This window comes from Nonomuraea sp. NPDC052634 (assembly GCF_040678535.1).
Classification (GTDB): domain Bacteria; phylum Actinomycetota; class Actinomycetes; order Streptosporangiales; family Streptosporangiaceae; genus Nonomuraea; species Nonomuraea fastidiosa.
Genome location: NZ_JBFATY010000001.1, coordinates 2,507,624 through 2,532,655 on the forward strand (window position 1 = coordinate 2,507,624; position 25,032 = coordinate 2,532,655).

Annotated in this window: 22 protein-coding genes; 14 read left to right on the forward strand and 8 right to left on the reverse strand. The window is 71.1% G+C overall.

Annotated elements, in window-relative coordinates; all coding sequences use genetic code 11:
• Positions 1–8 precede the first annotated feature (8 nt).
• Entirely contained in the window at positions 9–989 is a 981-nt protein-coding gene (locus AB0K67_RS11190) for a LacI family DNA-binding transcriptional regulator (RefSeq protein WP_364056544.1), read from the reverse strand.
• A 277-nt stretch (positions 990–1,266) separates the two neighbouring features.
• Here AB0K67_RS11190 and AB0K67_RS11195 point away from each other — a divergent pair, with 277 nt between their 5' ends.
• The 3 genes from AB0K67_RS11195 to AB0K67_RS11205 all read left to right on the forward strand — a co-directional run bounded on the left by AB0K67_RS11195 (position 1,267) and on the right by AB0K67_RS11205 (position 4,859).
• A complete protein-coding gene (locus AB0K67_RS11195) occupies positions 1,267–2,733 on the forward strand; it encodes a multicopper oxidase family protein (RefSeq protein WP_364056547.1) in 1,467 nt (488 codons plus the stop codon).
• 167 nt (positions 2,734–2,900) lie between these two features.
• Entirely contained in the window at positions 2,901–4,286 is a 1,386-nt protein-coding gene (locus tag AB0K67_RS11200; RefSeq protein ID WP_364056549.1) for an APC family permease, read from the forward strand.
• Between the two features lie 9 nt (positions 4,287–4,295).
• Positions 4,296–4,859 carry a GPP34 family phosphoprotein gene (locus tag AB0K67_RS11205; RefSeq protein WP_364056552.1) on the forward strand — a complete coding sequence of 188 codons (564 nt, stop codon included), beginning with the start codon at positions 4,296–4,298 and terminating at the stop codon, positions 4,857–4,859.
• A gap of 22 nt (positions 4,860–4,881) precedes the next feature.
• On the opposite strand, the gene AB0K67_RS11210 is transcribed toward AB0K67_RS11205, so the two are convergent.
• Positions 4,882–5,232: a hypothetical protein gene (locus AB0K67_RS11210; protein WP_364056555.1), complete on the reverse strand. Its 351-nt coding sequence runs from the start codon at positions 5,230–5,232 to the stop codon at positions 4,882–4,884.
• 10 nt (positions 5,233–5,242) lie between these two features.
• Positions 5,243–6,982 (reverse strand): hypothetical protein, encoded by a 1,740-nt coding sequence (locus AB0K67_RS11215; RefSeq protein ID WP_364056557.1) that lies wholly within the window; start codon positions 6,980–6,982, stop codon positions 5,243–5,245.
• A 405-nt stretch (positions 6,983–7,387) separates the two neighbouring features.
• Here AB0K67_RS11215 and AB0K67_RS11220 point away from each other — a divergent pair, with 405 nt between their 5' ends.
• Together AB0K67_RS11220 and AB0K67_RS11225 are read left to right on the forward strand one after the other, a co-directional pair.
• Complete coding sequence (locus AB0K67_RS11220) at positions 7,388–8,065, forward strand: hypothetical protein (protein WP_364056560.1); 678 nt, start codon at positions 7,388–7,390, stop codon at positions 8,063–8,065.
• Positions 8,066–8,385: 320 nt separating this feature from the next.
• Positions 8,386–9,717 carry a glycoside hydrolase gene (locus tag AB0K67_RS11225; RefSeq protein ID WP_364056563.1) on the forward strand — a complete coding sequence of 444 codons (1,332 nt, stop codon included), beginning with the start codon at positions 8,386–8,388 and terminating at the stop codon, positions 9,715–9,717.
• Positions 9,718–9,781: 64 nt separating this feature from the next.
• Here the strand turns inward: AB0K67_RS11225 and AB0K67_RS11230 are convergent, their stop codons facing one another.
• From AB0K67_RS11230 to AB0K67_RS11240, 3 genes are read right to left on the reverse strand one after another with little or no spacing between them, the layout of a single operon-like run.
• Positions 9,782–10,885 carry a 5-methyltetrahydropteroyltriglutamate--homocysteine S-methyltransferase gene (locus tag AB0K67_RS11230; protein ID WP_364056566.1) on the reverse strand — a complete coding sequence of 368 codons (1,104 nt, stop codon included), beginning with the start codon at positions 10,883–10,885 and terminating at the stop codon, positions 9,782–9,784.
• Between the two features lie 5 nt (positions 10,886–10,890).
• Positions 10,891–12,375, reverse strand: a complete 1,485-nt coding sequence (locus tag AB0K67_RS11235; protein ID WP_364056568.1) for a long-chain fatty acid--CoA ligase — start codon at positions 12,373–12,375, stop codon at positions 10,891–10,893.
• A gap of 52 nt (positions 12,376–12,427) precedes the next feature.
• On the reverse strand, positions 12,428–13,234 hold the full coding sequence (locus AB0K67_RS11240) for a PaaX family transcriptional regulator C-terminal domain-containing protein (RefSeq protein ID WP_364056570.1): 807 nt from the start codon (positions 13,232–13,234) through the stop codon (positions 12,428–12,430).
• Positions 13,235–13,324: 90 nt separating this feature from the next.
• On the opposite strand from AB0K67_RS11240, the gene AB0K67_RS11245 reads away from it, so the two are divergent.
• The 7 genes from AB0K67_RS11245 (at position 13,325) to AB0K67_RS11275 (ending at position 22,280) form a co-directional block, all read left to right on the forward strand.
• Positions 13,325–14,524 (forward strand): ABC transporter substrate-binding protein, encoded by a 1,200-nt coding sequence (locus AB0K67_RS11245; RefSeq protein WP_364056573.1) that lies wholly within the window; start codon positions 13,325–13,327, stop codon positions 14,522–14,524.
• 2 nt (positions 14,525–14,526) lie between these two features.
• The gene (locus AB0K67_RS11250; RefSeq protein WP_364056576.1) at positions 14,527–15,282 is read left to right on the forward strand and encodes an ABC transporter ATP-binding protein; all 756 of its coding nucleotides are present in this window, start codon (positions 14,527–14,529) and stop codon (positions 15,280–15,282) included.
• Entirely contained in the window at positions 15,279–15,938 is a 660-nt protein-coding gene (locus AB0K67_RS11255) for an ABC transporter ATP-binding protein (RefSeq protein ID WP_364056579.1), read from the forward strand. Before AB0K67_RS11250 ends, AB0K67_RS11255 begins: the two co-directional genes overlap by 4 nt.
• Positions 15,939–15,960: 22 nt before the next feature.
• A complete protein-coding gene (locus tag AB0K67_RS11260) occupies positions 15,961–16,821 on the forward strand; it encodes a branched-chain amino acid ABC transporter permease (RefSeq protein WP_364056582.1) in 861 nt (286 codons plus the stop codon).
• Positions 16,818–17,795, forward strand: coding sequence for a branched-chain amino acid ABC transporter permease (locus tag AB0K67_RS11265; RefSeq protein WP_364056585.1), 978 nt, complete (start codon positions 16,818–16,820; stop codon positions 17,793–17,795). Before AB0K67_RS11260 ends, AB0K67_RS11265 begins: the two co-directional genes overlap by 4 nt.
• Positions 17,796–18,241: 446 nt before the next feature.
• Positions 18,242–21,286, forward strand: a complete 3,045-nt coding sequence (locus AB0K67_RS11270) for an AAA family ATPase (RefSeq protein WP_364056588.1) — start codon at positions 18,242–18,244, stop codon at positions 21,284–21,286.
• 88 nt (positions 21,287–21,374) lie between these two features.
• The gene (locus AB0K67_RS11275; RefSeq protein WP_364056591.1) at positions 21,375–22,280 is read left to right on the forward strand and encodes an alpha/beta hydrolase; all 906 of its coding nucleotides are present in this window, start codon (positions 21,375–21,377) and stop codon (positions 22,278–22,280) included.
• Positions 22,281–22,439: 159 nt separating this feature from the next.
• On the opposite strand, the gene AB0K67_RS11280 is transcribed toward AB0K67_RS11275, so the two are convergent.
• On the reverse strand, positions 22,440–23,000 hold the full coding sequence (locus AB0K67_RS11280; protein WP_364056594.1) for an NADAR family protein: 561 nt from the start codon (positions 22,998–23,000) through the stop codon (positions 22,440–22,442).
• Positions 23,001–23,268: 268 nt separating this feature from the next.
• On the opposite strand from AB0K67_RS11280, the gene AB0K67_RS11285 reads away from it, so the two are divergent.
• Both AB0K67_RS11285 and AB0K67_RS11290 read left to right on the forward strand, forming a co-directional pair.
• Positions 23,269–23,541 (forward strand): hypothetical protein, encoded by a 273-nt coding sequence (locus tag AB0K67_RS11285; protein ID WP_364056597.1) that lies wholly within the window; start codon positions 23,269–23,271, stop codon positions 23,539–23,541.
• 365 nt (positions 23,542–23,906) lie between these two features.
• Positions 23,907–24,509 carry a superoxide dismutase gene (locus AB0K67_RS11290; protein WP_364056600.1) on the forward strand — a complete coding sequence of 201 codons (603 nt, stop codon included), beginning with the start codon at positions 23,907–23,909 and terminating at the stop codon, positions 24,507–24,509.
• A 146-nt stretch (positions 24,510–24,655) separates the two neighbouring features.
• Here AB0K67_RS11290 and AB0K67_RS11295 read toward each other — a convergent pair whose 3' ends face one another.
• The gene (locus AB0K67_RS11295; RefSeq protein ID WP_364056602.1) at positions 24,656–24,910 is read right to left on the reverse strand and encodes a hypothetical protein; all 255 of its coding nucleotides are present in this window, start codon (positions 24,908–24,910) and stop codon (positions 24,656–24,658) included.
• Between the last annotated feature and the right edge of the window lie 122 nt (positions 24,911–25,032).

Here is a 25,032-nt window from a genome sequence, read left to right on the forward strand (position 1 = left end):
TTCCCTTCTTAGGACGAGCCCCGCCGCAGGAAGGTCCACGACCGGACGATCTCGCGGGCGGGCGGCGGCTCATCGGCCTGGAGGCGGTCGAAGAGCAGGCGTACGACGTCGGTGTAGTCGTGGCGCAGCGGGCCGACGGTGCTGAGCTGCGGATTGGTGATGAGACCTTCGTCGATGTTGCCGACGCCGACGATGGCGACGTCATCGGGCACGGCGAGCCCCAGGTCCCTGGCGGCCGAGATGGCGCTGATCGCGGCCCGGTCGGCGGCGGCGAAGATCGCGTCGGGCCGGTCGGGCGAGCGCAGCAGCTCGGTCGCCGTCTGGTACGCCGCCACGCGGTCGTCGGCTCCCCCGGTGACGACGCGGTCGGTGACGCCGTGTCGCTCCAGGGCGGTGAGGTAGCCGAGCAGCCGCCCGGCCGGCTTGTCGCGGTAGAGCTCGTGCCGCTGCCCCATGAACGCGATGCGCCGCCGCCCGGTGGCCAGCAGGTGCTCGACGGCCTCCGCGCTGGCCTCGGCCTCCGGGGTGCGGACGACGTCGCAGCCTTCGAGGCCGCTCTCGTTGCTCAGCACCACCATCGGCAGCCCGGTGGCGGCCACCCCTTCGAGCAGGTCGCGGGCGAGGTGGTCACCGACCACGTTGATCAGCGCGCCGTCGGCGATGCCGCCGCGCAGCATCTCGATCGCGGCGGCGGCCCTGGCCTCGGAGTAGACGGCGAGGGTGATCACGGAGTAGCCGCGCGCGTCGGCCATCTCGTGCAGGTCGGTGGCCAGGCGCTCGTCGGCGGGGACGCCGCCGAACGTGCTCAGCACCAGGCAGACGCGCTGGGTGCGGCGTCTGCGCAGGCTCCTCGCCGCCTGGTTGGGGGTGTAGCCGAGCTGCCTGGCGGCGTCGAGCACCCGCTGCCTGGTCTCGGCGGCCACGGGTCTGTCGCGGCCGCTGAGGACGTAGGAGACGGTCGCCACTGACACGTTCGCCAGCTCGGCCACTTGTCGCGCTGTAGGTCTCATGTTAGTCGAATAACCTAGCATTCCCTATTGGGTTTTGGGGTAATTGGTGGCGGCGGATCTGGGAGAGCAGGTCAATCCCTGATGTCCGGCCGCCACCCGGCCCGCAGTGTGCGTTAATCGATTAACACGCTAGTTCGCGGGCGAGGGCCCGGCAAGGGTCCGCACGACCCGGGACCCCCGGTTGTGATCGGCAGCGTGGCGCGCGGCTTCTGCGATCACTCTCCGTTACCTTGCGAGGTGAATGGGGGGATCTGCAGTGAATGGTTCGGCATGGGGTTCCGGCGGGGGCGTCTCCCGCCGGCTGCTGTTCACCGGCACGTTCGCCGCCGCCGCAAGCGCCGTCACGGGCTCGTTCTCCGAGGCCGCGGTGGCCGACCGGCCCGGCCGTGCCCGGCGGCCGGGGCGCGGCATGGCACTGCGGGCCAAGCCCGCGACCGTCTCGCTCGGCGGGCGCAAGGTGGCGACCTGGACGTACGACGGCATGGTGCCGGGGCCGATCATCCGCGCCACGGCGGGCGGCGTCGTGCGCGCCCGGCTCGTCAACGGCCTGCCTGCGGAGACCACCGTGCACTGGCACGGCATCAGGATCGACCCTAGGATGGACGGCGCGCCCGGCTACACCCAGGCGCCCACGAAGCCGGGCCGCGCCTTCGACTACGTGTTCAAGGTGCCCGACCCCGGCACGTACTTCTACCATTCGCACGTCGGCACCCAGCTCGACCGCGGTCTGTACGGCCCGCTCGTGGTGGCCGACCCGCACGAGCCGCTCGGCTACGACGAGGAGTTCGTGGTCCTGCTCGACGACTGGCTGGACGGCGTCGACGGCACGCCCGACGACGCGCTGCGCCGGCTCAACTCCACCACCGACCACGACGACACGCTGCGCAGCACGCTGCTCGGCGGGGTCTCCGCCGAGATCCGCCACCCGTTCCACCTGATCAACGGCCGGATGGCGGAGGCGCCCGAGGTGTTCAACAGCCGGCCGGGGCGGGTGGTGCGGTTCCGGGTGATCAACGCGGCGGCCGACACCGCGTACCGGGTGGCGCTCGGCGGTCACCGCATGACGGTCACGCACGCGGACGGGTTCCCGTGCGGGCCCGCCACCGTGGACGCGTTCCTCATCGGCATGGGCGAGCGGTACGACTTCGTCACCCGGCTGGGCGCGGGCGCGTTCCCGCTGGTCGCACTGGCCGAGGGCAAGGGGGCGCGGGCGTTCGCGATCGTCAGGACGACGCGCACCGCCCGGCGTCCGTCCCGCGACGTCAAGGTGCCGGAGCTGGAGCGGCGGCTGCTCGCCTACGCCGACCTCAGGCCGCGCCGCGCCGACGCGCTCCCCCGCCCGTCCAGGACCGTGACCGTGACGCTCGGCATGCGGCCGTCGGGCAACGAGTGGACGCTCAACGACCGGCTGGCCGCCGACCCGCTACGGGTGCGGGTGGAGAAGGGCGAGACGATCAGGATCGTTATGGACAACACCTCGCCCATGTGGCACCCGATGCACCTGCACGGCCACACCTTCCAGGTCCGCGTGGGCGATCGGCGCGGGCCGCGCAAGGACACGGTGAACATCAAGCCGCGTGAGCGGCTGAGCGTGGACGTCGAGTGCGACAATCCCGGCGAATGGATGTTCCACTGCCACAATCTCTACCACCAGGAGCAGGGCATGATGGGCGTTCTCGGGTACGGCCCGCCATCGCCCCGCAATCGCCACATGACCCATTAGGTCAGCTTCTGTCGGAGTTACGCTCAAGTAATGTATTACTCCCGACACATTTCACCAAAAGCGTGATTTTCAACATTTGGCGACGTACGGTCTTGCGACACGCGCCCACGCTGCGAAAGGATCTCCAGTCGGACCCCAGCCCGGCATGACGACTGGAGACGCCTGTCGTGCGCGCACAACAGAACATCGAGCAGTTCGGCTACCGCCAGGAGTTACACCGTGGGGTCGGCCTCGCCGACCTCATTTTCTACGGTTTGGCATACATGGTACCGATCGCACCTTTCGCGATATTCGGGAATGTCTATTCGGAATCAGGTGGCATGCCGGTCCTGGCGTACCTCGTCGGGATGATCGCGCTGCTGTTCACCGCCGCCTCGTACGCGCAGATGGTGAAGGCGTTTCCGCTGTCCGGCTCGGTCTACAACTACGCGGGGCGCGGCATCGCACCGCCCGTCGGCTTTCTGACCGGCTGGATGGTCCTGCTCGACTACATCCTGGTGCCGTGCCTGCTCTACCTGGTGGCCTCGATCGCCATGAACGCCAGCGTGCCCGCCGTGCCCGTCTGGGCCTGGCTGGTCGGCTTCGCGGCGGTCAACACCGCGATCAACCTGCGCGGCATCAAGATGACGGTCCGCCTCACCCGCATCCTCATCGCGGTCGAGCTGGCCGTGCTCGCCCTGTTCCTGCTCGTCGGTGTCTGGGCGCTGCTGCGCGGCGAGGGCCACGGCTTCAGCTTCTCGCCGCTGTTCAACGCCGACACCTTCACCTGGCCGGTGATGTTCGCCGCCGTGTCGGTCGCCGTCCTGTCCTTCCTCGGCTTCGACGGCATCAGCATGCTGGTGGAGGAGTCGACCGGCGGCTCCGCCCAGGTCGGCCGGGCCATGCGCGTCGCGCTGCTGCTGGCCGGCGTGCTGTTCATCACCCAGGTCTGGGTGGCCGCGCTGCTCGTGCCCGACCCCGCCGGGCTCATCGAGCACCCCAGCGACACCGCCTTCTACGACGCCGCCGCCGTCGCGGGCGGCGAATGGCTCAGGCACGTCACCACCGCCGCGACCGCGCTCTCCTGGGGGCTGGTCAACACCATGGTCGCCCAGGTGTCGGTCTCCCGACTGCTGTACGCGATGGCCCGCGATCGGCAGCTGCCGTCGTTCCTCGCCAAGGTATCGGTGCGGCACTCCGTGCCGTCGAACGCGATCCTGCTCATCTGCCTGTTATCGATCGGCGTTGGCCTGTGGTCGGCCGCCCGCGACGACGGCGTCGCGCTGCTGTCGAGCCTGATCAACATGGGGGCGATGGTCGCGTTCATCGTCCTGCACGCCTCGGTCATCGTGCACCATGCCCTGCGCTCCGGCTCCGACCGGCTCTGGGCGCACCTCGTCTCGCCCCTGATCGGCGCCGGCATCCTGGTCTTCGTCGTGATCAACGCGAACATCATGGCCCAGCTCCTCGGCCTCGTCTGGCTCGGGCTAGGCGTGCTCGCGCTCATCACCCTGTACGCGCTCGGCCGCCGCCCCACGCTGCGGAGCATGCCCGCCGGATCGGACCGCCGCTGAGGAGGCCCCATGGACCGGCTGCCGCTGCACCAGGACCTCTACCTGATCGCTCACGACAAGTCCGGCAAAGCGTTCGTCCACCCGACGTCGCTCTCGCTCGGGCTGGCCGGCGCCGCCCTGCTCGACCGGCTCCTCGCGGAGCCTTTCACGCCGATCGGCGGCCGTGACCCCGCGCCCGCGGCGCTCATCAAGGGGGCCGCGGCGGGCGGGATCTACGAGCGCACCCGGGAGGAGCTGCTCGGCTCGGGGGTGCTCGTCCGGGTGACCGGGCGGCGGCTCGGCATGCTGCCGTACACGCGGTACGAGGTGGCCGACATCGCCGCCGTCGTCCGCGCGTCCTCGGGGGTGCGGGCGGCGGTCGAGGGCTGGAAGGCACCGGACGCGCGCTGCGCCGGGCTGTGCGGGCTGGTCGCGGTACTGCGCCTGGAGGAGCAGCTCTACCTCGACCAGCCGGCCGCCAAGCTGGTCGCCAGGCTCCGCGAGATCGCCGCCGGCGCCACCCCTCCGGTGGGCGAACTGGTGGAGACCGTGGACACGCTCGTCGCCGAGGCCGCCATCGCCGTCTACCGCTGACCGGCCCGGCACCGGGCGCGGGTCACGGAAAGAGGGCGCGGATCTGAGAGATCACCTCGACGATGACCGACACCTCGGCGGCCCGCGCCGACAGCCGCTTGAGCGCGTCCACGATCCGGGACCTGTCGGGCTCGGCCTCCTCCAGCTCGCGCCGCACGTCGGCGGCATCGCGCCGGGCCTGGGCGGGTTCGCGGACCTCGCCCTCGTGCTCGGCGAGCAGCCGTTCGAGCCGCTCGACCAGCCGTACCAGCTCATCGGCCCCCGCCTGGGCGGGCGGGTGACGGTGGACGGTGGCGCGGGCGTGCGGCCCCATGGCGATGGGGCCGCTGACCTCGCCGCCGCTGATGTGCACGCGGTACTCGTCGCCGCTCATGACCCCTCCCTCAGCTCGTGGCTCCGGCGGTGCCGTGCAGGGTGGCAGAGGAGTGCGGGCCGAACGCCATGGGCCCGCTGACCGTCGCGCCCGGCCCCACGGTCACCGTGGCGTTCATCGTGACCCCTGCCGCCTGCAAGCGGTAGGCCCCGGTGTCCACCTGGCGCTCCTCCAGGTAGTCGAGCACCGCCTCGGTGAGCCGGTGCTCGATCATCTTCACGTACTTGGCGACGTCGAGGGTCTGGATGTAGGTCTGCATGTCCGTGTCGGCGCCCAGTTCTCTGACGCTGCGCAGCGCCCCGTACGGGTAGACGATGTGCGCGCGCGGGTCGCGGGCCGTCACCCCCTGCCGGACGGCCTGCACCGCCGTGCGGACGACGCGCGCGGGCGCGGCGAGCACGTCGCGCAGCAGCCGCAGCCGCAGCACCCTGACGGCCTCCCAGGCGATGCGCCCCGGGTTCATCGACGGCAGCCGGTCCACCACGTGGTACGGATCCAGCACCGGCGGCAGCACGGTCACCACGAACTGCGTGTAGAGCATGCGGCCCTCGACCGCGAGGTAGATGAACGCCGAGGTGAGCGCCTCCTGCTCGGCCGCGGGCGCGACCAGCTCGCCCTTGGCGTCGCGGATCTCCTGCCCGGCGTTGCCGATCGTCACGCGCTGGTAATAGCGCACGCCGCCCTGCGGGTGGCGGGTGATGGCGGCGATCTCCTCGGGCGTGGCCTGGTACCTCGGCAGGCCGTCCTTGCCGATGAACGGGTGCGCGCCGGGCAGCCGCCGCCCGGTCCAGTCGGCCACGGTGAACAGGCCGCGCATCACCACGTGGTCGCCGATGTCCAGCCGCTGGACGCCCTCGTTGGGCCGTAACACGTGGTCGCGCATCTCGGCCATCCGCCGCCGGACGAAGGCGTGCAGGTCGACGGGGTCGATGTCCACGGGCGTGTGCTGCCGCCTGCTGCCCGCGCCGTCGCGTACGCGGTCGAGCTCGACCGCGATGGACCAGGTCCGCTCGACTCTCCCGGCGCCCAGGAAGGCGTTCTCGTTGCCGTACATGGTGATGTTGCCCCACTGGGCGCGGCGGATGTAGTCGAGGCGGGCGCTGGTCTGGGGGTGGACGGCCCGGCCCGGCGGCTCCGGCGTGCCCGGCCTGAGCGAGCCGGCCAGCGTGAGGTAAATGACGACCCGGTAGATCACGGCGACGCCGAGCGTAGCGGCGGGGACGAACAGCGACTGCGTGAGCGTGCCGCCGGCTCCCAGGGCCGCGAGCGGTTCTGGGAGGCCGAAGTCGGAAGAGCCGTAGCCGAGAGAGTCGTAACGGCCGGCGTCGAACATCGCGATGTAGAGGCTGAAGATCACCGCCGCGAACATGGAGAAGATCCCATAGACGGCCCAGAACCAGATGAGCAGCCGCAGGATGATCGGCCAGCGCCGTACGCGGCGTCCGGTGAGCAGAGCGAACGGGATCAGCACGAAGATCCAGTTCAGCGCGGTGAGGGGCGATATCAGCAGCCCGGCCACGAACAGCGCGGAGATGAGGATGTCGCGGATGAGAAGCAGCTGCTGCGAGCGCCGACAGTGGTGGAGCACCGGGATGAGGTCGAACCCGCCGTAGGAGGGCGGGACCGCCCGGTAGGGGTCGGCAAGCAGCTCGTCGAGAACCCGGTAACGGAATTCACTGTCGAGGTAGGCGGCGGCGCACAGGTAGCGCGTCACGTTGCTCATAGGAACGCCGGCGTTCTGCACGACCATGAGCCCTCTCCCATCATTTCTCCTTGAGGGCAGAGCTTATGAGCGGCGAACGCTGCACGTGTGGGTTGTTAGCAAATAGTCTCTCGTCCGTAGCGCGAAACACCGAGCCTTCCACTAATTCCAACACACCCCTTTCTACCCATTTTCCTGTTACATTTCCGGGAGGGTGCTGTGGCGTACGAATCAGGGTCTGATCGCCGGTGCGGACGGTGTGGATCGCACGTCGGCTCCCTCGCCCAATGCCCCCGCTGCGGCGTCCCGCAGATACAGCAGGGCGGCCTCCCCGTCTCCACTCCGGGCACCGGCCCCACACCTGCGCCGGGCGGCGGCGATGAGCCCGACCGGCTGCGCCCGCCAGCCCCGGCGTGGCGGCGAGCTCCGGCGCTGGCCGGCGCGATCGCGGCGGTGCTGACGCTCGCCTTGGCCGGGTGGATCGTCGTCGGTCGCACGGGCGGCGATGCGGCTGCTGGCGGCGGCGCGGACCAGGCCGAGGCCGCGGAACGGCTTCCGGAGAGCGCCTCGGACGCGCAGGCGGGTGAGAACGCCGGCCCCGAGTCCGACGAGGCCGAGCCCGGCACGAAGACCGACTCCTCCGACACCGACGGCTCCGATACCGACGAGACTGGCGACACCGAGGAGCGGGCCAGGGGGCAGGCCAAGGAGGTGAACAGGCTGCTGTCGAGCAGCACGTCCGCCCGTTCCGGCCTGAGCGAGGCCCTCGACGCCGCCGCCCGGTGCGAGAGCGCCGGGCCGAGCAGGATCGAGGAGATCACAGAATCCCGCCGCACCCAGCTCTCCGCCGCACGGAGCCTGACGGTGTCGGCGCTGACGGACGGAGCGCAGCTTAAGGACGCCCTGGTGACCGCGCTGGACGCCTCCTATCAGGCCGATCGCGCGTTCCTGGCCTGGGCGCGGAAGCTCGCGGCGTCGGGATGCCCGGGTGCGGTGCGGGAGCACCGCGATTACCTGCGGGGACTCGACTGGTCGAGGGCGGCGCAGGAGGCGAAGGCGCGTTTCGCCCGATCGTGGCGGCCGATCGCCGAGACGTACGATCTGACCGCTTGGAAAGCCGACCAGATCTGATCAGCGGCCTTTTCGCCTTACCAGACGGCTTTTCTACCCGCCGTTTCACGAAATTTCGGCTCGGCCTGATTCCAGGGACCGACCGCCACGACGGCTCCAGATCGAGGCCCCGCTTTCCACCGCGCCTTCCACCGGGCTTTCCACCGGACTTTCGGCCGTGCTTTCTGCCGGTCTTTCCGCCGTCCTTTGTGAGCGATGCGCGGGATGAAACGCCGATGAAACGCGCTCAGCGTGTGGTTGACGAGCCCGCGCCCGAGCGCTTAGGTTCGCGGAGATCGACGAAACATATCGTCATTTTTCCGAAAACTTTCGGAGGCGCCATGTTACGCGGAATCCTCGCGATCGGCCTGCTCGGCCTCCCCGCCGTACACCCAGGGCACCCGGCACCGCCCCCGGCCATCACCGTCAACGAGCGCGTCAGGCACCAGGAGATCGACGGCTTCGGCATCTCCCAGGCGTTCCGCCGCAACGAGCTGCTCAAGGCGCTGCCCGCCGCCAAGCAGCGCGAGGTGCTCGACCTGTGGTTCCACCGCACCAAGGGGGCCGGGCTGAGCATCCTGCGGCTCGGCATCGGCTCCTCCCCCGCGGGCAGCCCGTACGACCACATGGTCTCGATCCAGCCCGAGGACCCCGGCGGCCCGGACGCCCCGCCCAAGTACATGTGGGACGGCGACGACAACAGCCAGGTCTGGGTGGCCAAGGAGGCCAAGCGGTACGGGGTCGAGCGGTTCTTCGCCGACGCCTGGAGCGCCCCCGGCTACATGAAGGACAACGGCGACGACAAGAACGGCGGCACGCTGCTGCCCGAGTGGCGGCGCGCGTACGCGAAGTACCTGGTGGCGTACACGCAGTTCTACGCCGAGGAAGGCATCAAGATCACCGACCTGGGCTTCACGAACGAGCCCGACTACACGGCCCCGTACGCGTCCATGCGCTTCACCCCGGAGCAGGCCGCCGAGTTCGTCAAGGTGCTCGGGCCGATCGCGCGCGACACGAACGTGGTCTGCTGCGACTCGTTCGGCTGGCGCGAGGCCAAGGCGTACACGGCGGCCATCGAGGCCGACCCGGAGGCGCGGCGCTGGGTGAAGACGCACACGGGCCACACGTACGCGAGCCCGGTGGACGGCCCGCTGCCGACGTCCAGGAAGACGTGGATGTCGGAGTGGAACCCCAGCGGGAACACCTGGAACGAGGCGTGGGACGACGGCAGCGGCTATGACGGCATGACGATCGCCAAGGCCGTGCACGACGCGCTCACGCTGGGCAACGTCAGCGCGTACGTCTACTGGCTGGGCGGCTCGCGCGGCGAGACCAGGGCGCTGCTGCAGCTCGACGACGAGGCGGGCGAGTACCACGTCTCGAAGCGGCTGTGGGCGCTGGCCGGCTACAGCCGGTTCATCAGGCCGGGCGCGGTCCGGCTTGAGGCGGGGGCGGCCGATCCGGCGCTGAAGGTCTCGGCGTTCCGCAACCGCGACGGCTCGAAGGTGATCGTGGCGCTCAACACCGGCACGGCCCCGGTCGAGTGGACGGGCGTGCGGGGCCGGGCTTCGGCGTACGTGACGGACGAGGCCCGCTCGATGGCCCCGGTGAGCGTCGGGAGGGGCGCGGTGACGCTGGCGCCGCGCGCGCTCACCACGGTCGTCATCCGCTGACCTGGACGGCTCCCCACCCGGCGGAACGGGTGGGGAGCGGGTCAGCCCCTGGTGAGGCCCGGTGTCAGCCCCAGACCTCCTGGGCGGTCTCCACGATGAGCCGGAGCTTGGCGAACTGCTGCTCCTCGGTCAGTTCGTTGCCCTCGACGGTGGAGGAGAAGCCGCATTGCGGAGACAGGCAGAGCTGGTCGAGGTCGACGTACTTGGCGGCCTCGTCGATGCGCCGCTTGAGCGTGTCCTTCGACTCCAGCTCCCCGTGCTTGGTGGTGACCAGGCCGAGCACGATCATCTTGCCCTTCGGCACGAACCGCAGCGGCTCGAAGCCGCCGGAGCGCTCGTCGTCGTACTCGAGGAAGAAGCCGTCCACGTTCAGCTCGTTGAACAGGGCCTCGGCGACGAAGTCGTAGGAGCCGGACGCGGCCCAGGAGGAGCGGAAGTTGCCCCGGCACATGTGGGTGGTGACGGTCATGCCGTCGGGCTTGGCGGCCAGCGCGGCGTTGATCTGCTTGATGTAGCGCAGGTGCATGTGGTCGGCGTCGTCGCCGCGCTCGGCCAGCTCGGCGCGCTGTGCGGGGTCGTTGAGATAGGCCAGGCTGGTGTCGTCGAACTGCAGGTACGTGCAGCCGAGCTCACCGATCCTCCGCACCTGTTCGGCGTAGGCGGCGCTGAGGTCGTGCCAGAACTCCTCGACGTCGGGATAGACCTTCGGGTCGATGGCGGCGGGCCCGCCGCGGTAGTGGACCATGCTGGGCGACGGGATGGTCAGCTTGGGCGTGACGCCCTCGCCGGCGGTGTCGCGCAGGAAGGTGAAGGCGTCGGCGAAGATCGGCTCGTTGAGCGTGATGCGGTCGTGCACGCGCAGCGCGGCGGGGGTGAACTCGATGTCGCCACGCTCGTTGTGGAAGCGCACGGTGATCTTCTCGTCGTCGGCCTGCCCGATGCCGCCGAGCCGGTAGATGAAGTCCATGTGCCAGGAGGACCGGCGGAACTCGCCGTCGGTGGCGCTTTGCAGCCCGACCTCGCGCTGCTTGCGTACCACGTCCCTGATGGCCGCGTCCTCGGCGGCGCGCAGCTCGTCGCCGGTGAGGGTCTGGCGGGCGCGCAGCAGCTCCTGGGGACGCAGCAGGCTGCCGACGTGGTCGGCGCGGAAGGGCGGTGAGGTACGCATGGGGATCATCCTCCTCCGTAGAGCTTTCTCAGCGGGGCCTTGAGGAGCTTGCCCGCCGCGTTCTTGGGCAGTTCCCCGACGAATTCCACATATTTCGGGATCTTGTAGCGGGCGAGGCGTCCGTCCAGGTGCTTGAGCAGGTCGTCCGCGCCGGCCCGGTGATCGGGGCGGAGCACGACCAGGGCCTTGCCGACCTCGCCCCACCGCTCGTCCGGCACCCCGATCACGGCGCACTCGGCGACGGCCGGGTGCTCGTACAGGGCGCTCTCGACCTCGGCGGGGTAGATGTTCTCGCCGCCGGAGATGATCAGGTCGTTGATGCGGTCGGAGATGCGCACGTAGCCGTCCTCGTCGGCCACGCCGATGTCGCCCGAGCGGAACCAGCCGTCGTCCGACAGCACCTTGGCGGTGTCCTCGGGCCGCCGCCAGTAGCCGGCCATGACGTTGGGGCCCTGCACGTACAGCTCGCCGGGCCGGCCCGGCGCGGCGGGCGAGCCGTCGGGGGCGACCAGCCGGACGTCGGAGAAGAAGCACGGCACCCCGGCCGTGCCCGCCTTGTCCACCGAGCGCTCGGCGCCCAGGAAGAGCGCGCCGGGCGAGGTCTCCGTCATGCCGTATCCCTGCAGGAACGTCAGCCCCCGCTCCTGGTACGTCCTGATCAGCGGCTCGGGCACCGGCGCTCCCCCGCACAGCAGGTGGCGCAGGCTCGACAGGTCGGCGGTCGGCCAGCGCGGCGACTGGGCGATGAAGCCGAACATCGACGGCACACCGAACATCACCGTCACCCGCTCGCGCTCGATGAGGTCGTAGGTGCGGTCCACGTCGAACGACGGCTCCAGCACGGCCCTGCCGCCCTTGAGCACGCACGGGATCAGCGTCTGCGCCAGCGCAGCGATGTGGAACATGGGCGCGCTGATCAGCACCACCTCGTCGTGCGCCAGCGGCACGTCCACGAGCAGGTTGACCGCGTTCCACGTGAGGTTGCCGTGGGTGAGCATGGCGCCCTTGGGGCGTCCCGTGGTGCCCGAGGTGTACATGATCAGGCAGATGTCGTCCTGGCTCACCGGCTCGTCGACCGGCTCGGGCGAGCCGGACGCGATCAGCTCCTCGTACTCCGCGGCGCCCACGTGCCTGCCGGGCAGCCCGCCGCCGTCGCGCTCCTCGCCGAGCACGAGCACGGCGGCCTCGGCGTCCTCCAGGATGTAGCGCAGCTCGGGCTCGGCCAGGCGGGTGTTGAGCGGCACGAACACGGCCCCCAGCAGCCCGGCGGCGAAGAACGTCTCCACCATCGCGGGCTGGTTGACCCCGAGGAAGGCGACCCGGTCGCCGCGCCGCACGCCGAGTGTTCCGCCAAGGGCGCAGGCCAGCCGATAGACACGTTCCAGCAGCTCACGGTAGGTGCGATCGCGCCCGCGGTAGGACAGCGCCACCCGCTCGGGCGTCATGCGCGCTCTGCGCGCCGGCCACGAGCCGATCCCTTGATTCCGCATCGGGCCCTCCTCGACGCTCAAGCCCTCAAGTTAGGCCACTTTTCGACTGCTGTCACGGTTCTGCCGAACTTTCGTCCGGGACGGTGTCGAGAAGATCGGCCACGATGCCGGCCGCCTGCGGCCTGAACCGCTCGTGCAGCGAGTGGCAGACCCGCTGCGCCTTCTCGGCCGGCCAGTCGTGCGGCAGGTAGCGCAGCGGCAGCCGCGGATCGGTCCTGATGATCTGCAGCCAGCCGGTCAGCAGCATGAGCGAGCGGGCCAGGTCGTCGGGGGCCTCGGGGGCCGGGTCGGCGGTGTCCCAGCGGCGCAGGAACTCCCGGTAGCGCTCGCCGAGCCCTTCGAGGTCGTAGGCGTCGCGGACGAGGGCCTGCATGTCGGTCGGAGTCCTGGGCTCGGCGGCGAACACCTTGACGTTCGCGCCCAGGTCCTCGATCACGCCGGTGGCGTCCACCTCGCCCGGGGCGATCCACAGGCCGTTCTGCAGCGGGCCGAAGCCCGCCCAGACCAGCCGCGAGCGCAGCTCGTGCCGCTGGCGCTGCCACGACTCCGGCAGCGAGAAGCCGATCAGCGTCCAGCGGTCGGCGTCGGAGTCGTTGACCACGCCGCTGTGCCAGATGCGCCGCTCGCCGTCCTTGAGCACCTCGGTGCTGATGGGGGTGAGGCCGAAGTACATGCGCCGGCCCGAGCGCTGGCGGCGCAGCAGGCCGCGCCGCACCATCCTGGTCAGCGTCGAGCGGGTCGCCTCCTCCGAGATGCCGACCTTGCCGAACGCCTCGATGAAGCTCCGCGAGGCGACGCAGATCCCGCGGCCGTACACGTAGTCGCCGAGGAAGGTCAGGATCGCGGATTGGGGCCTCATTGCGGGTCTCCCGATATTCGGCACTCTATTGACAGCCGTAATGTACCTGCCTACTGTCGGGGCCACCATCGCCCGGTCTCGGAGGTCCTGATGCGCAGGCTTCTACCGTCCCTGGCTTGTCTCCTACTTGCGATCACCGCGTGCGGGGGCGGTGGTGACGGCGGGGGCGGCGGCTCGGGTGGGCAGGACCCGATCAAGATCGGCCTGATCGTCTCCCTGACCGGCAACTACACGCCGCTCGGCAGCGAGGACAAGAAGGCCGTCGAGCTGGCCGTCGAGCAGGTCAACCAGCAGGGCGGGCTGCTCGGCCGCAAGGTGGAGCTGATCACCAGAGACGACAAGACCGCACCCGACCAGGGCATCGTCGCCTACAACCAGATCAAGGGCGAGATCGACGCACTGATCGGGCCGGTGTTCTCCAACTCTGCGCTCGCCATCGAGCCGCTGGCGCAGCGCGACAAGATGCCGTACCTGTCGCTCGCCCCGGCCCAGGAGCAGGTCGAGCCGATCAAGTCGTACATCTTCGTCACCCCCGCCCTGTCCAGCATGTACGCCGAGCGCTTCCTGCAGTACATCCAGGCCGAGGGCATCAAGACGATCGCCGTGGCCTGGGACTCCAAGAGCGCCTACTCGGTCTCGGGACACAAGGCGATGGTGGAGCTCGCGCCCAAGTACGGCGTGACGATCGCCGTCGACGAGCCGTACGAGACCACGACCTCCGACTTCAGCCCCGTGTTCACCCACGTGCGCGACTCCGACGCCGAGGCCCTGGTGTTCTGGGGCTCGGGCGCGCCCGGCGTGACGGCGGCCAAGCAGTACAAGGCGTCGGGGCTGAAGACCCCGCTGTTCCTCACCGGCTCGCAGGCCAGCAAGCTCTGGCTGGAGCCGATGGGCGACGCCGCGGAAGGCATGATCGTGCAGAGCGCGATCGGCGTGGTGGGCGAGCACCTGCCCGACGGCAAGCAGAAGCAGGTCATCGACCAGATGGCGGGGCCGTACGAGGAGAAGCACGGCTATCCGCCGCCGCAGTTCGCCCAGGACGGCTACAGCGCCTCGCTGCTGCTGTTCGAGGCGATCAAGAAGGCCGGCAGCACCGACAAGACCAAGATCCAGCAGGCGCTGGAGACCATGGACCTGATCACGCCCAACGGCCGCTTCCGTTACTCCCCCACCGACCACTCCGGGCTCACTCCCGAGTACATTTCGATCAACACGGTCAAGAACGGCGAGTTCGTCCCGACCGAGTGGGCCAAGGAGCAGCTCGCCAAGACCGTCTCGGCGCTGGGGTAGGCGTGCTCGAGGTCACCGGCGTCTCCCGCTCCTTCGGCGGCGTCTACGCCGTCCGCGACGTGTCGCTGAACGTCGCGGACGGCGAGACCTGTGCCGTCATCGGCCCGAACGGAGCCGGGAAGTCCACCCTGTTCAACCTCATCACCGGGCACCTGGCCGCCGACTCCGGCCGCATCTCCTTCCTCGGCCGCCGGGTGGACCGGCTGCCGCCGCACCGTAGGGCCAGGCTCGGCATGTCGATCGTCTTCCAGGCGGCCCGGGTCTTCCACGGCATGACGGTCAGGGAGAACGTCATGGTCGGCGCGCACGGGCGTACCCGGGCCGGGTTCGTCTCCGCGGCGCTGCGGCTGCCCCGGCACCGGGGCGACGAACGGGAGATCGGCGCCGCCGCGGATGACGCACTGGAGCGGGTCGGCCTGGCCGAGTGGGCCGACCGCCCCGCCGACCGGCTGCCCATCGGCCAGCAGCGGGCGCTGCAGCTCGCCCGCGCGCTGTGCGCCCGGCCCCGGCTGCTGCTGCTCGACGAGCCCGCGTCCGGCCTGCGCGGCGAGGAGCGCGAACGCCTCGCCACGCTGGTGGAGGAGCTGCGGGCCGACGGGCTGACGATCCTGCTCATCGAGCACGACGTGGCGTTCGTGACCCGGCTGGCCGACCGCATCGTGGTGCTCGACCTCGGTCAGGTCATCGCCGACGGCCCGCCCGCCGAGGTCAGGTCCGACCCCCTCGTGCTCGCCGCCTACCTCGGACAGGCCTCATGATCGACGTCCAGGACCTGGTGGTCTCGTACGGCACCGCGACCGCGCTCGACCACGTCACGCTGACCGTCGGCAAGGGCGAGATGGTGGCCCTGCTCGGACCCAACGGCGCCGGCAAGTCGACGCTCGCCAACACCCTCGCCGGGCTGCTGCGGCCGGCCTCCGGCAGCGTGCGGATCGACGGCAGGCTCGCGCTCATCCCCGAGGGCCGCCAGCTCTTCCCCGACCTGTCCGTGGCCGACAACCTCGCGCTCGGCGGCTGGCGCTCCGGCCGACGCGACCCGTCCGCCGTGTACGAGCTGCTGCCCCGCCTGGCCGAGCTGGCCGGGCGGCGGGCCGGGGTGCTGTCCGGCGGCGAGCAGCAGATGGTGGCCTTCGGCCGGGCCCTGATGTCCGAGCCTGACGCGCTCGTGGTGGACGAGCTGTCGCTCGGGCTCGCCCCCGGCGTCACCGCCGACCTGGCCGCCCACCTCGCCGAGCTGAACCGCTCCCGCGGGCTGACCGTGCTGCTCATCGAGCAGAACGCGCGGCTGGCGTTCGACCTGTGCTCGCGGGCGTACGTGCTGGAGTCGGGGCGGCTGGTCACCGAGGGCGAGTGCGCGCGGCTGGCCGACGACCCCCGGGTGGCCGGCGCGTACCTGGGAGGAGCGATCACGTGAACGGTCCCAGGGAGGTGGCGCGGTGAGCGCGTTCCTCACGTACCTGCTGAACGGCCTGGCCGTCGGCTGCGCCATCGCGCTCATCGCCAGCGGCCTGGTCACCATCCACCGCGTCACCGGCGTGGTGAACTTCGCCCAGGGCACCTTCGCCGTCGTCGCGGGCCTGTGCACGTCGTCGCTGCTCGGACTCGGCTTCCCGCACGGGCTGAGCGAGGTGGCCGCCGTGCTCGCCGCCGCGCTCGCCGGGCTGCTCACCGGCCTTGCCGCCATCGGCAGGCCGGGCACCACGCCGCTGTCGTCGCTGATCGTCACGCTCGGCGTGGGCGTGCTGGCGTACGCGGTCGAGATCGTGCTGTGGGGCGACCAGCCACGCTCCGCCCCCGGGCTGGCCGGCTCGGTGGTGATCGCGGGGGCACGCATCCAGACCCAGCACCTGCTGGTCATCGGGGTGACCGCGGCCACGTTCGCGCTGCTGGCCTTCTTCTTCGGGCGCACCTACCTGGGCAAGGCGCTGACCGCGTGCGCGTCCAACCCGTACGCCGCCCGCGTCGTCGGCATCGACGTGCGGCGGATGGGGCTGCTCGCGTTCGCGCTCGGCGGGCTGCTCGGCGGCATCGCCGGGGTGCTGGTGACGCCGCTGCGGCCGATCTCGTTCGACACCGACGTCACGCTCATCGTCAACGCCTTCGCCGCCGCCGTCTTCGGCGCGCTCACCCGGCCCGTGATCGCGCTGGTGGGCGCGCTGCTGCTGGGCGTCGCCGAGACCATGGCCGCCGGTTACGGCTACGGCTCGCACCAACTGGAGATCGCGCTCGGGCTGATGATCGTGGTCATGATCGTGCAGGCGAGCCGCCGTACCACGCTCTCCCAGGAGTCCGCATGATCAGGATCGTCGCCGGGCTTCTCGCCGCCGCCGTCACGCTCGCCCTGCCCGCGGTGCTCGACGACAGCGCGCTCGCCGTGTACATCCTGCTCGGCCTCGCCGCCATCGTCACCGTCGGTGTGTCGCTGCTCATGGGGTACGCCGGGCAGGTCTCGCTCGGCCAGGGCGCCTTCTACGCCATCGGTGCCTACACCGCCGCGCTGCTCGCGCTCGGCGGCGTGCCCCCGGTCGCAGGACTGGTCGCCGCGCCCGTCGTGGCCGCCGCGTCCGCGCTCGTCATCGGCGTCCCGCTGCTGCGCCTGCGCGGCCACCACCTCGCCTTCGCCACCCTCGCCATGCAGCTCATCCTGCTGTCGCTGGCCGGGCAGCTCGAATTCACCGGCGGCGACATCGGGCTGCAGGCCATCCCGCAGTTCTCCATCGGGTCGTTCGAGGCCGAGAGCGCCGTCGCCTACGCGTACCTCACCTGGGGCGGGCTCGCGCTCGTCCTCCTGATCACCCACAACGTGATCACCTCGCGTCCCGGCCGGGCCCTGCGCGCGCTGGCCACCAGCGAGACCGCGGCCGCCTCGTCCGGCATCCCCGTCGGGCGCTACAAGCTGGTCGTCTTCGCGCTGTCCGCCGCCTTCGCCGGGCTCGCCGGGGGCATCTACTGCTTCTACACCGGGTACGTCGCGCCCGGCTCCTTCCCCGTGCTGATCTCCATCCAGTACATCGTCATGGCCGTGGTCGGCGGGCTCGGCACGCTGTGGGGCGCGGTCGTGGGGGCCGCCGCCATCACGCTGCTCGTGCAGGGGCTCGACGGGCTCGCCACGCTGCCGGGGATGCCGTCGTACGCGCCCAGCGTGCTGTCGTACGCGGTGTACGCGCTCGTCCTCATCGTCGTCGTGCTGTTCCTGCCCCAGGGGCTGTTGCCCGCCGTGTCCGAGCGGTTCTCCAGGAGGCGGCGGGTGCGCGAGGAGCGTGCCCGGTGACGGCTGCCGTGCGGAAAGCACGTCCTGTGAGAGTTGCCGTGCGAGGGACGCGCCCGTGAGGGATGCCGTGCGAGGGACGCACCCGTGAGGGATGCCGTGCGAGGCGCGCGCCGGTGAGAGTTGCCGAGGCGCGCCGGTGAGAGTTGCCGTGTAGGAGGCGCGCCGGTGAGAGTTGCCGTGTGGAGGACGCCGCCGGCGGCTGCTGCCGTGGGGTTGGAGTGCCAGGTGAATTGCGTTTTGCGGCGAATGTGCCCTTTCACGGCCGACATCCGCGCGTAACACTGGACGCTGTGTCCCCTGTCACACGTGTTCCTGCGGTGCACGACCTTCGGGAGGAGCGCGGCGCCTCTTCGGAAGAGCGCGGCCTCGCGGGCTTAGGCGGCCCGCCTGGGGTGCGCGATCTACCTGGGCCGCGTGGCCTTCCGGAGGCGTACGGCCTGCCTGGGGTGCGCGGCCTGCCTGGGGTGCGCGGCCTGCCTGGGGTGCGCGGCATTCCGGCGGTGCGCGGTCGCGGCGCGGAGGAGCAGGCGCTGCGGCGGCTCCTCGACGGCGCCCGCGACGGCGACGGCGGGGCCCTGGTGCTGGTGGGCGAGCCCGGCATGGGCAGGACCACCCTGCTCGACCTCGTCGCCGGGCTGGCCGGGGAGGAGTTCCTGGTGCTGCGGGTGTCGGGGGTGGCCGCCGAGTCGCGGCTACCGTACGCCGGGTTGCACGGCTTGTTACGTCCGGTCGCCGGGGACGCCGCCGCCCTGCTGCCGGAACCGCAGCTCCGCGCCCTGGCCCCGGTGCTGCAACCAGAGCTGTCGTCCACGGCTGAAGGCGGCGAGACGGTGGCGGGCGCGGCCCAGGGCGGCGGGCCGACGTTGCCCGTGCCCGCACCTACTGCGGCTGAGGGTGGCGGGCCGATGCCACCCGCGGCAGCGCCAGGCGCGACCCGGGGCGGCGGGCTGGCGTTGCCCGCGGCCGTGCTCGCGCTCCTGGCGGCGGTCGCGGCCGAGCGGCCGGTGCTCGCCTGCGTGGACGACATGCACCTGCTGGATCCCGCCAGCCGCGAGGCGCTGGCGTTCACGGCCAGGCGGGTGGCGGGCGAGCGGGTGGCCCTGGTGTTCACCACCCGTACCGGCGAGCCACCGGAGCCCCGTACAGACGAGAACGGGACAGCCGAGACGGCGGGAACGGGCGGTAGCGCACGGGACCGCGCGGCCCGAACAGGCGGAACGGCGCCGGGCCGGGCGGCGGGAACGGGCGGGGCGGTGCCCGGCTGGGCGGCGGGGCTGCCGGTGCTGACGCTGGGCGGGTTGGACGGGACGGCCGTACGCGAGCTGGCCGACGACCTGGCACCGGGCGAGATCACCGACGAGCTGCTGGCCGCACTGAACCAGATCGCCCGCGGCAACCCGTTGGCGCTTACCGAGCTGATCGGCTCGCTCACCAGGGACCAGCTGAGCGGCGTCGCCGCCCCGCCCGAGACGCTGCCCAGGGACGGCCGCCTGTGGCGGGAACAGGCGTCCCGGCTGGCCGCGCTGCCCGAGGAGACCGTACGGCTGCTGCTGCTCGTCGCCGCCGACCCGGAGATCGACGTGCCCGCGCTGCTCGCCGCCGCCCGCCCGAGTTGCGCGCTCGCCGTCCTGGAGCCGGCGGAGCGCGCCGGCGTCCTGCACGCCATCGGCGACCGGTACGCCTTCCGCGACCCGGCTCTGCGCGGCGTCGCCTACCACGGGGCCTCGCTCCTCCAGCGCCGCACCGCCCACCGCCGCCTCGCCACGCTCATCGAGCCGGGGGACGACCGGCCGGGCGCGCGGCTCAGGCGGGCGTGGCACCGCGCCTGGGCCATGGACGCCGCCCCCGACGAGCTGGCCGACGACCTCGCAGCGGCGGCCAGGGACGACCGCACGCCGGGCGGGCACCCCGAGACGTACCAGGCGCTGGAAAGGGCGGCCGAGCTGACCGGCCGGCACCGCCCCGAGAAGGCGGAACGGCTCGCCGCGGCGGCCAGGCACGCCTGGGTGGCCGGCCGCCCGCAGGTGGCCCGCGCGCTGCTGGCCCGCCTGCACGGCCTGGCGGCGGCGCCCAACGAGGTGCGCGCCCGCGTACGCCTCCTGCGCGGCAGCCTGGAACTCCTCGGCGGCGAGACCGGCAGCGCCAGGGAAGAACTGCTGGCCGCGGCGACGTGGCTGCTGGAGAGCCACCGCGTCCTGGGGGTGCGGGCGCTGGTGCGGGCGGCGGACGCCAGCTACCGCGCGGGCGACAACCGCCAGTTCATCGCGATCGCCCGGCAGGCGGCGGCTTTGCGCCGTCCGGACGAGCCGGTGCCCGCGCAGCTCATGTTCGAGTACCTGGAAGGGATGGCCGCCACGTTCAGCGGCGCGCACCGGGAGGCGGCGGCGCCGCTGCGCCGGGTGGTGGAGCTGGCGGGCGCGGTGGACGACCCGTCGGTGCTGGTGTGGGGGTGCGTGGCGAGCATGCTGCTGGGCGAGGAGGCCTCCGCGCAGCGCCTGTCGGCCCGCGCGCTGGAGGCGGCCGGTGTGCGCGGTGCGGCCTCGGCGATGCCGCAGCTTCTGGAGTACTCGATCTATCCGGAGGTGTGGACGGGCCGCTACGCGTCGGTGGCCGAGACCGCGGCCCGCGGCCTGCGCCTGGCCAGGGAGGCGGGCCAGCTCAACACGGCGGCCCAGCACCTGGCCTGGCTGGCGATGACGGCGGCGGTGGAGGGCGACCAGGAGACGTGCCGGATGCGCGCGGACGCCGCCATCGACCTGGCCGGGGCGCACGACCTGGGCATCGCCGGTGCGATCGGCACGTGGGCGCTGGCCTGCCTCGACCTGGCGGCCGGTCGCCCTGCGGACGCGGCGGGCCGGTTGCGTGCCGAGCGGCGTACCAACCGCCATGTGGTGATCCGCGTGATGGCCACGCCGCACCTGATCGAGGCGTGCGCGCGTACCGGCGATCATGAGGGCGCCGAGGAGGCGCTGAAGGTGCTTGAAGGCTGGGTGGGCAGCACGCGCAGCCCCGATCTGCGGGCGCTGGTCGCCCGCTGCCGCGCCCTGCTCGCCGGTCCCGGCGAGGCGGACGAGCTGTTCAGGGAGGCGCTGGAGCTGCACGCGCAGGGCGGCCACGAGTTCGAGGCGGCGAGGACGCGGCTGCTGTACGGCAGCGCGCTGCGCCGCGACCGCCGCCCTGGCGCGGCGAGGGCGCATCTGCATGCGGCGCTGGAGACGTTCGAACGCTACGGCGCCCGCCTGTGGACCGAGCAGGCCAGGACCGAGCTGCGCGCTTCGGGCGAACCGGTCGGCCCGGCCCCGGCGGCGGCCACCGCCCGGCTGACCGCGCAGCAGCTGCGGATCGCCCGCATGGTGGCCGAGGGCGCCACCAACAAGGAGGTGGCCGAGCAGCTGTTCCTCAGCCCCCGTACGATCGAGCACCACCTGCGCAACATCTTCACCCGGCTCGGCGTCCGCTCCCGCGTCGAACTGGTAAGGCTCATGTCCTGATCGAGGACCGGTGATTTCACCGATGCACGGTTGACCGCCGCTCCGAACAATGGCGAAAGACAGCTGTCACCGACCGAGCCACCCCCCGATGAGCAGGGAGTATGACGACGTGCAGCTCTTCACCCCCCGATCATGCGCGCGAACGTTGACCAAGCTCGCCCTCGCCGTCTCGCTGATCGGCGGCACCCTCGCGGCCACCTCCCCCGCCCACGCGGCCGGCTACGAACGCGGCCCCGACCCCACCGACGCGCTGCTCGAAGCCTCCAGGGGCCCGTTCGCCACCGCGGAGACCAGGGTCTCGGCGCTGGTGCCCGGCTTCGGCGGCGGCACCATCTACTATCCGCTCGACACCAGCCAGGGTACGTTCGGCGCGATCGCCATCTCCCCCGGCTACACCGCCCGCTGGTCCAGCCTCGAGTGGCTGGGCCCGCGCATCGCCTCGCACGGCTTCGTGGTGATCGGCATCGAGACCAACACCATCTACGACCAGCCCGACAGCCGGGGCCGCCAGCTCCTCGCCGCCCTCGACTACCTGGTCGAGGACAGCCCGGCCACCGTGCGCAGCCGCATCGACCCGAACCGGCTGGCCGTGGCCGGCCACTCGATGGGCGGCGGCGGCACGCTCGAGGCGGCCAACAGCCGCCCGTCGCTGCAGGCGGCGGTGCCGATCGCGCCGTGGAACCTGCAGAAGTCGTGGTCCGGCGTACGCGTCCCGACCATGATCATCGGCGGTGAGGCCGACGCCATCGCCCCGGTCCTCACTCACTCCAAGCTGTTCTACGACAGCATCCCGGCGTCGTCGGAGAAGGCGTACCTGGAGCTGAACAACGCCAGCCACTTCTTCCCGCAGCTGCCCAACACCACGATGGCCAAGTCGATGGTGGCCTGGCTGAAGCGGTTCGTGGACGACGACACCCGCTACGAGCAGTTCCTCTGCCCGCCGCCCAGCGGCCTGGCGATCTCGGAGTACCGCGACACCTGCCCCAGCTCCTGATCCCTATTTCCTTGGTAACCGCTGATGGCGGCCGCAAGACGCGGCCGCCATCGGCGCATACACCGAACCGCAGGGCCTCGGGACACAGGTGGCCGGGGAACGGCGAGAAGTAGCACGGCCAAAGCGGCAAACCGCCCACCGACCGGCCCGATGGGTTTGTCACGACCGCCGAAGCGTGTCGCGAACCTCCATCAGGGCGAACCCGAGCAGATTGAGCCCCTGCCACATCTCCGGCTGCTCGGCCCGCTCGTCATCGGCCGCCAACCCGATCCCCCAGATCCGATCCACGGGACTGGCCTCCACCAGCACCCGCTCACCGGTCCCCAGCAGAAACTCCCTGAGCTCGGGATTCTGCCCGAACTTGGCGAGATTGCCCTGTACCACGATGTCGAACCGGGCCGCCGCCCACTTCTCCTCGTCGAAGCCCCGTACAAGCCGCCCGAGATCCTTGGCCTGCTTGGGATGCGCGGCCGCGACGATGGCGCTCGCCGTCTCCTCATCCCCGAACAGCCGCGCCTTCCCCGCCATCATGAAGTGCTCAGCGGTCGCGTACGTGACCCCGTCCACCACGAACTCCGCCGGCCACCACTGCGACAGGCACCCGGCTCCCACCCCACCGGACCGCGGCGGCCGATGCCCCCAGAACTTCAGGTACCTGACCCGCTCCCCCCGCCGGACGGCCTCGACCAACCCCTGCACATCCCGCACCACTTCCGCCATACCCCTAACCATCCCAAATCCCCACAGGTCACCGCCAACCGCTTTCCGCTCGTCCGGTACCGGGAGCGTGCACGAACGCTGCCCCGCCCGCCGGAAGGGCACCCCGGAAGAGGCCGCGTGCGCAGACGGACCGGCGGGCGGAGGAATCCGCCGCTGCGCGTCTTCGTGCTCGACAGCGAGGCGCTGTCCCTCTCCATACGGGGCGACCGGTAGATGATCACGTGGCCAGACCTCGCCCCGCGGCCACGCAGAGGTGGTGACGTCGCCGATGACGGTGGTCGAGGCGTACGACGGGAGGATCACCGAGCAGCGCTGGGACTGGGTGCTCTCCCGGGTCAACGTCGCCGAAGTGGGCAAGGACGAGGCCCGCGAGGCGCGCCGGCTCCTGTCCGACGCCAAGCTCCACGGCCACAAGCACGTGATCGCTGCCGTGCTCGCCGTCATCGCACGACGTCAGAAGGGACAGGTCACCGTCCTCACCTCGGACCCAGGCGACCTGGAAAGGCTCGTCCCCGGCACGATCCTCGTCAAGAAGATCTGACCCCTCCGGCTCCCGTCACCGATGGGTGACCCGGGTCAGGTACCGGGTTCGTACTCCCCTGCGCATCCCCCTGGCCGCGCCAGCGACCGTTTCCCCACCCACCGACGACACCTCCTCCATGGATTTCGGCCTGAGCGGCACGTACGCCAGCAGGGGATAAACCTCCGCTGATACTGACCTCCCGGCCACCTGCCGTTGTGGCGGAAACTTCTTCAGAGCGTCGTCGATGATCCCGTGCAACGCCCTGGCACAGGCTGATGAGCGGAAGTCGCCGCGGTTGTCGGCACGTTGCCCGGGACATTCGCTAGTTGCTGATCTATTGTTATTGCAAACAATACGCAACTACATACTTGGGGAGATAGCTCATGGGGCAGTACACCCTCCCGGACATGCCGTACGACTACGCGGCGCTGGAGCCCGCGATCACCGGCGAGATCCTGGAGCTGCACCACGCCAAGCACCACGCCGCCTACGTCAAGGGCGCCAACGACACCTTGGAGCGGCTGGCGGAGGCCCGCGAGAAGGGCGAGTTCGGCGGGCTGGTCGGACTGGAGAAGACGTTCGCGTTCAACCTGTCGGGCCACGTGCTGCACAGCATCTTCTGGCAGAACCTGTCGCCTGACGGCGGCGACCGCCCTGACGGCGATCTGGCGGCGGCGATCGACGAGCACTTCGGCTCGTTCGAGGCGTTCAAGAAGCAGCTCACCACCGCCACCACCACCGTGCAGGGCTCGGGCTGGGGCGTGCTGGCCTGGGAGCCGGTCGGCCGTCGTCTGGTGGTCGAGCAGGTCTACGACCACCACGGCAACGTCGGCATGAACACCACCCCGCTGCTCGTCTTCGACGCCTGGGAGCACGCCTACTACCTGCAGTACCGCAACGTCCGCCCGGACTACGTGGAGAAGCTGTGGGACCTCATCAACTGGAACGACGTCATCGCCCGTTACGACGCCGCCCGCGGCGCCTGACGCATCCCCCATGCCGGCGACGTCCGCCCGGTCACAGCTTGGTCCGCAAGGCCGGGCAGGCGTCGCTTCCGTGAGCATCCGCCTCGTCCCACCGGACGAGGCGGATGCCTTCCCGGCCGGCGTGGCCGAAGTGGCCGGCCGGGTCTTCACTCACCCACACGCGTGCCGACGCGGCGCTCGGCTTGTATCGCGAGGCGCGGCTGGCGGGCGGTGGCGATGCGCCCGGAAACCGCAGCCAGGCCGATCATGGCCCGCAGGCCTGGCGGCACCCTGTCCGGAACGGCGATGCCGGCGTGAGATTTGTCCAGCACAGAGGCGTACATCACCTTGATGCCACTTGCTGGCAATTGCACATAATGTGCAGAATGAGGCTCTCGATCACCTCTGTTGTCGAGCGCCACGGGAGACACACCGCATGAGCTGCCCGCCCCATACCCATGCCAGGCACCGCACCGGACGCGGTGGACGGATCACCAGCAGACTGCTCGTCCTGGTCACGGCTCTCACGCTGACGACGGCCTGC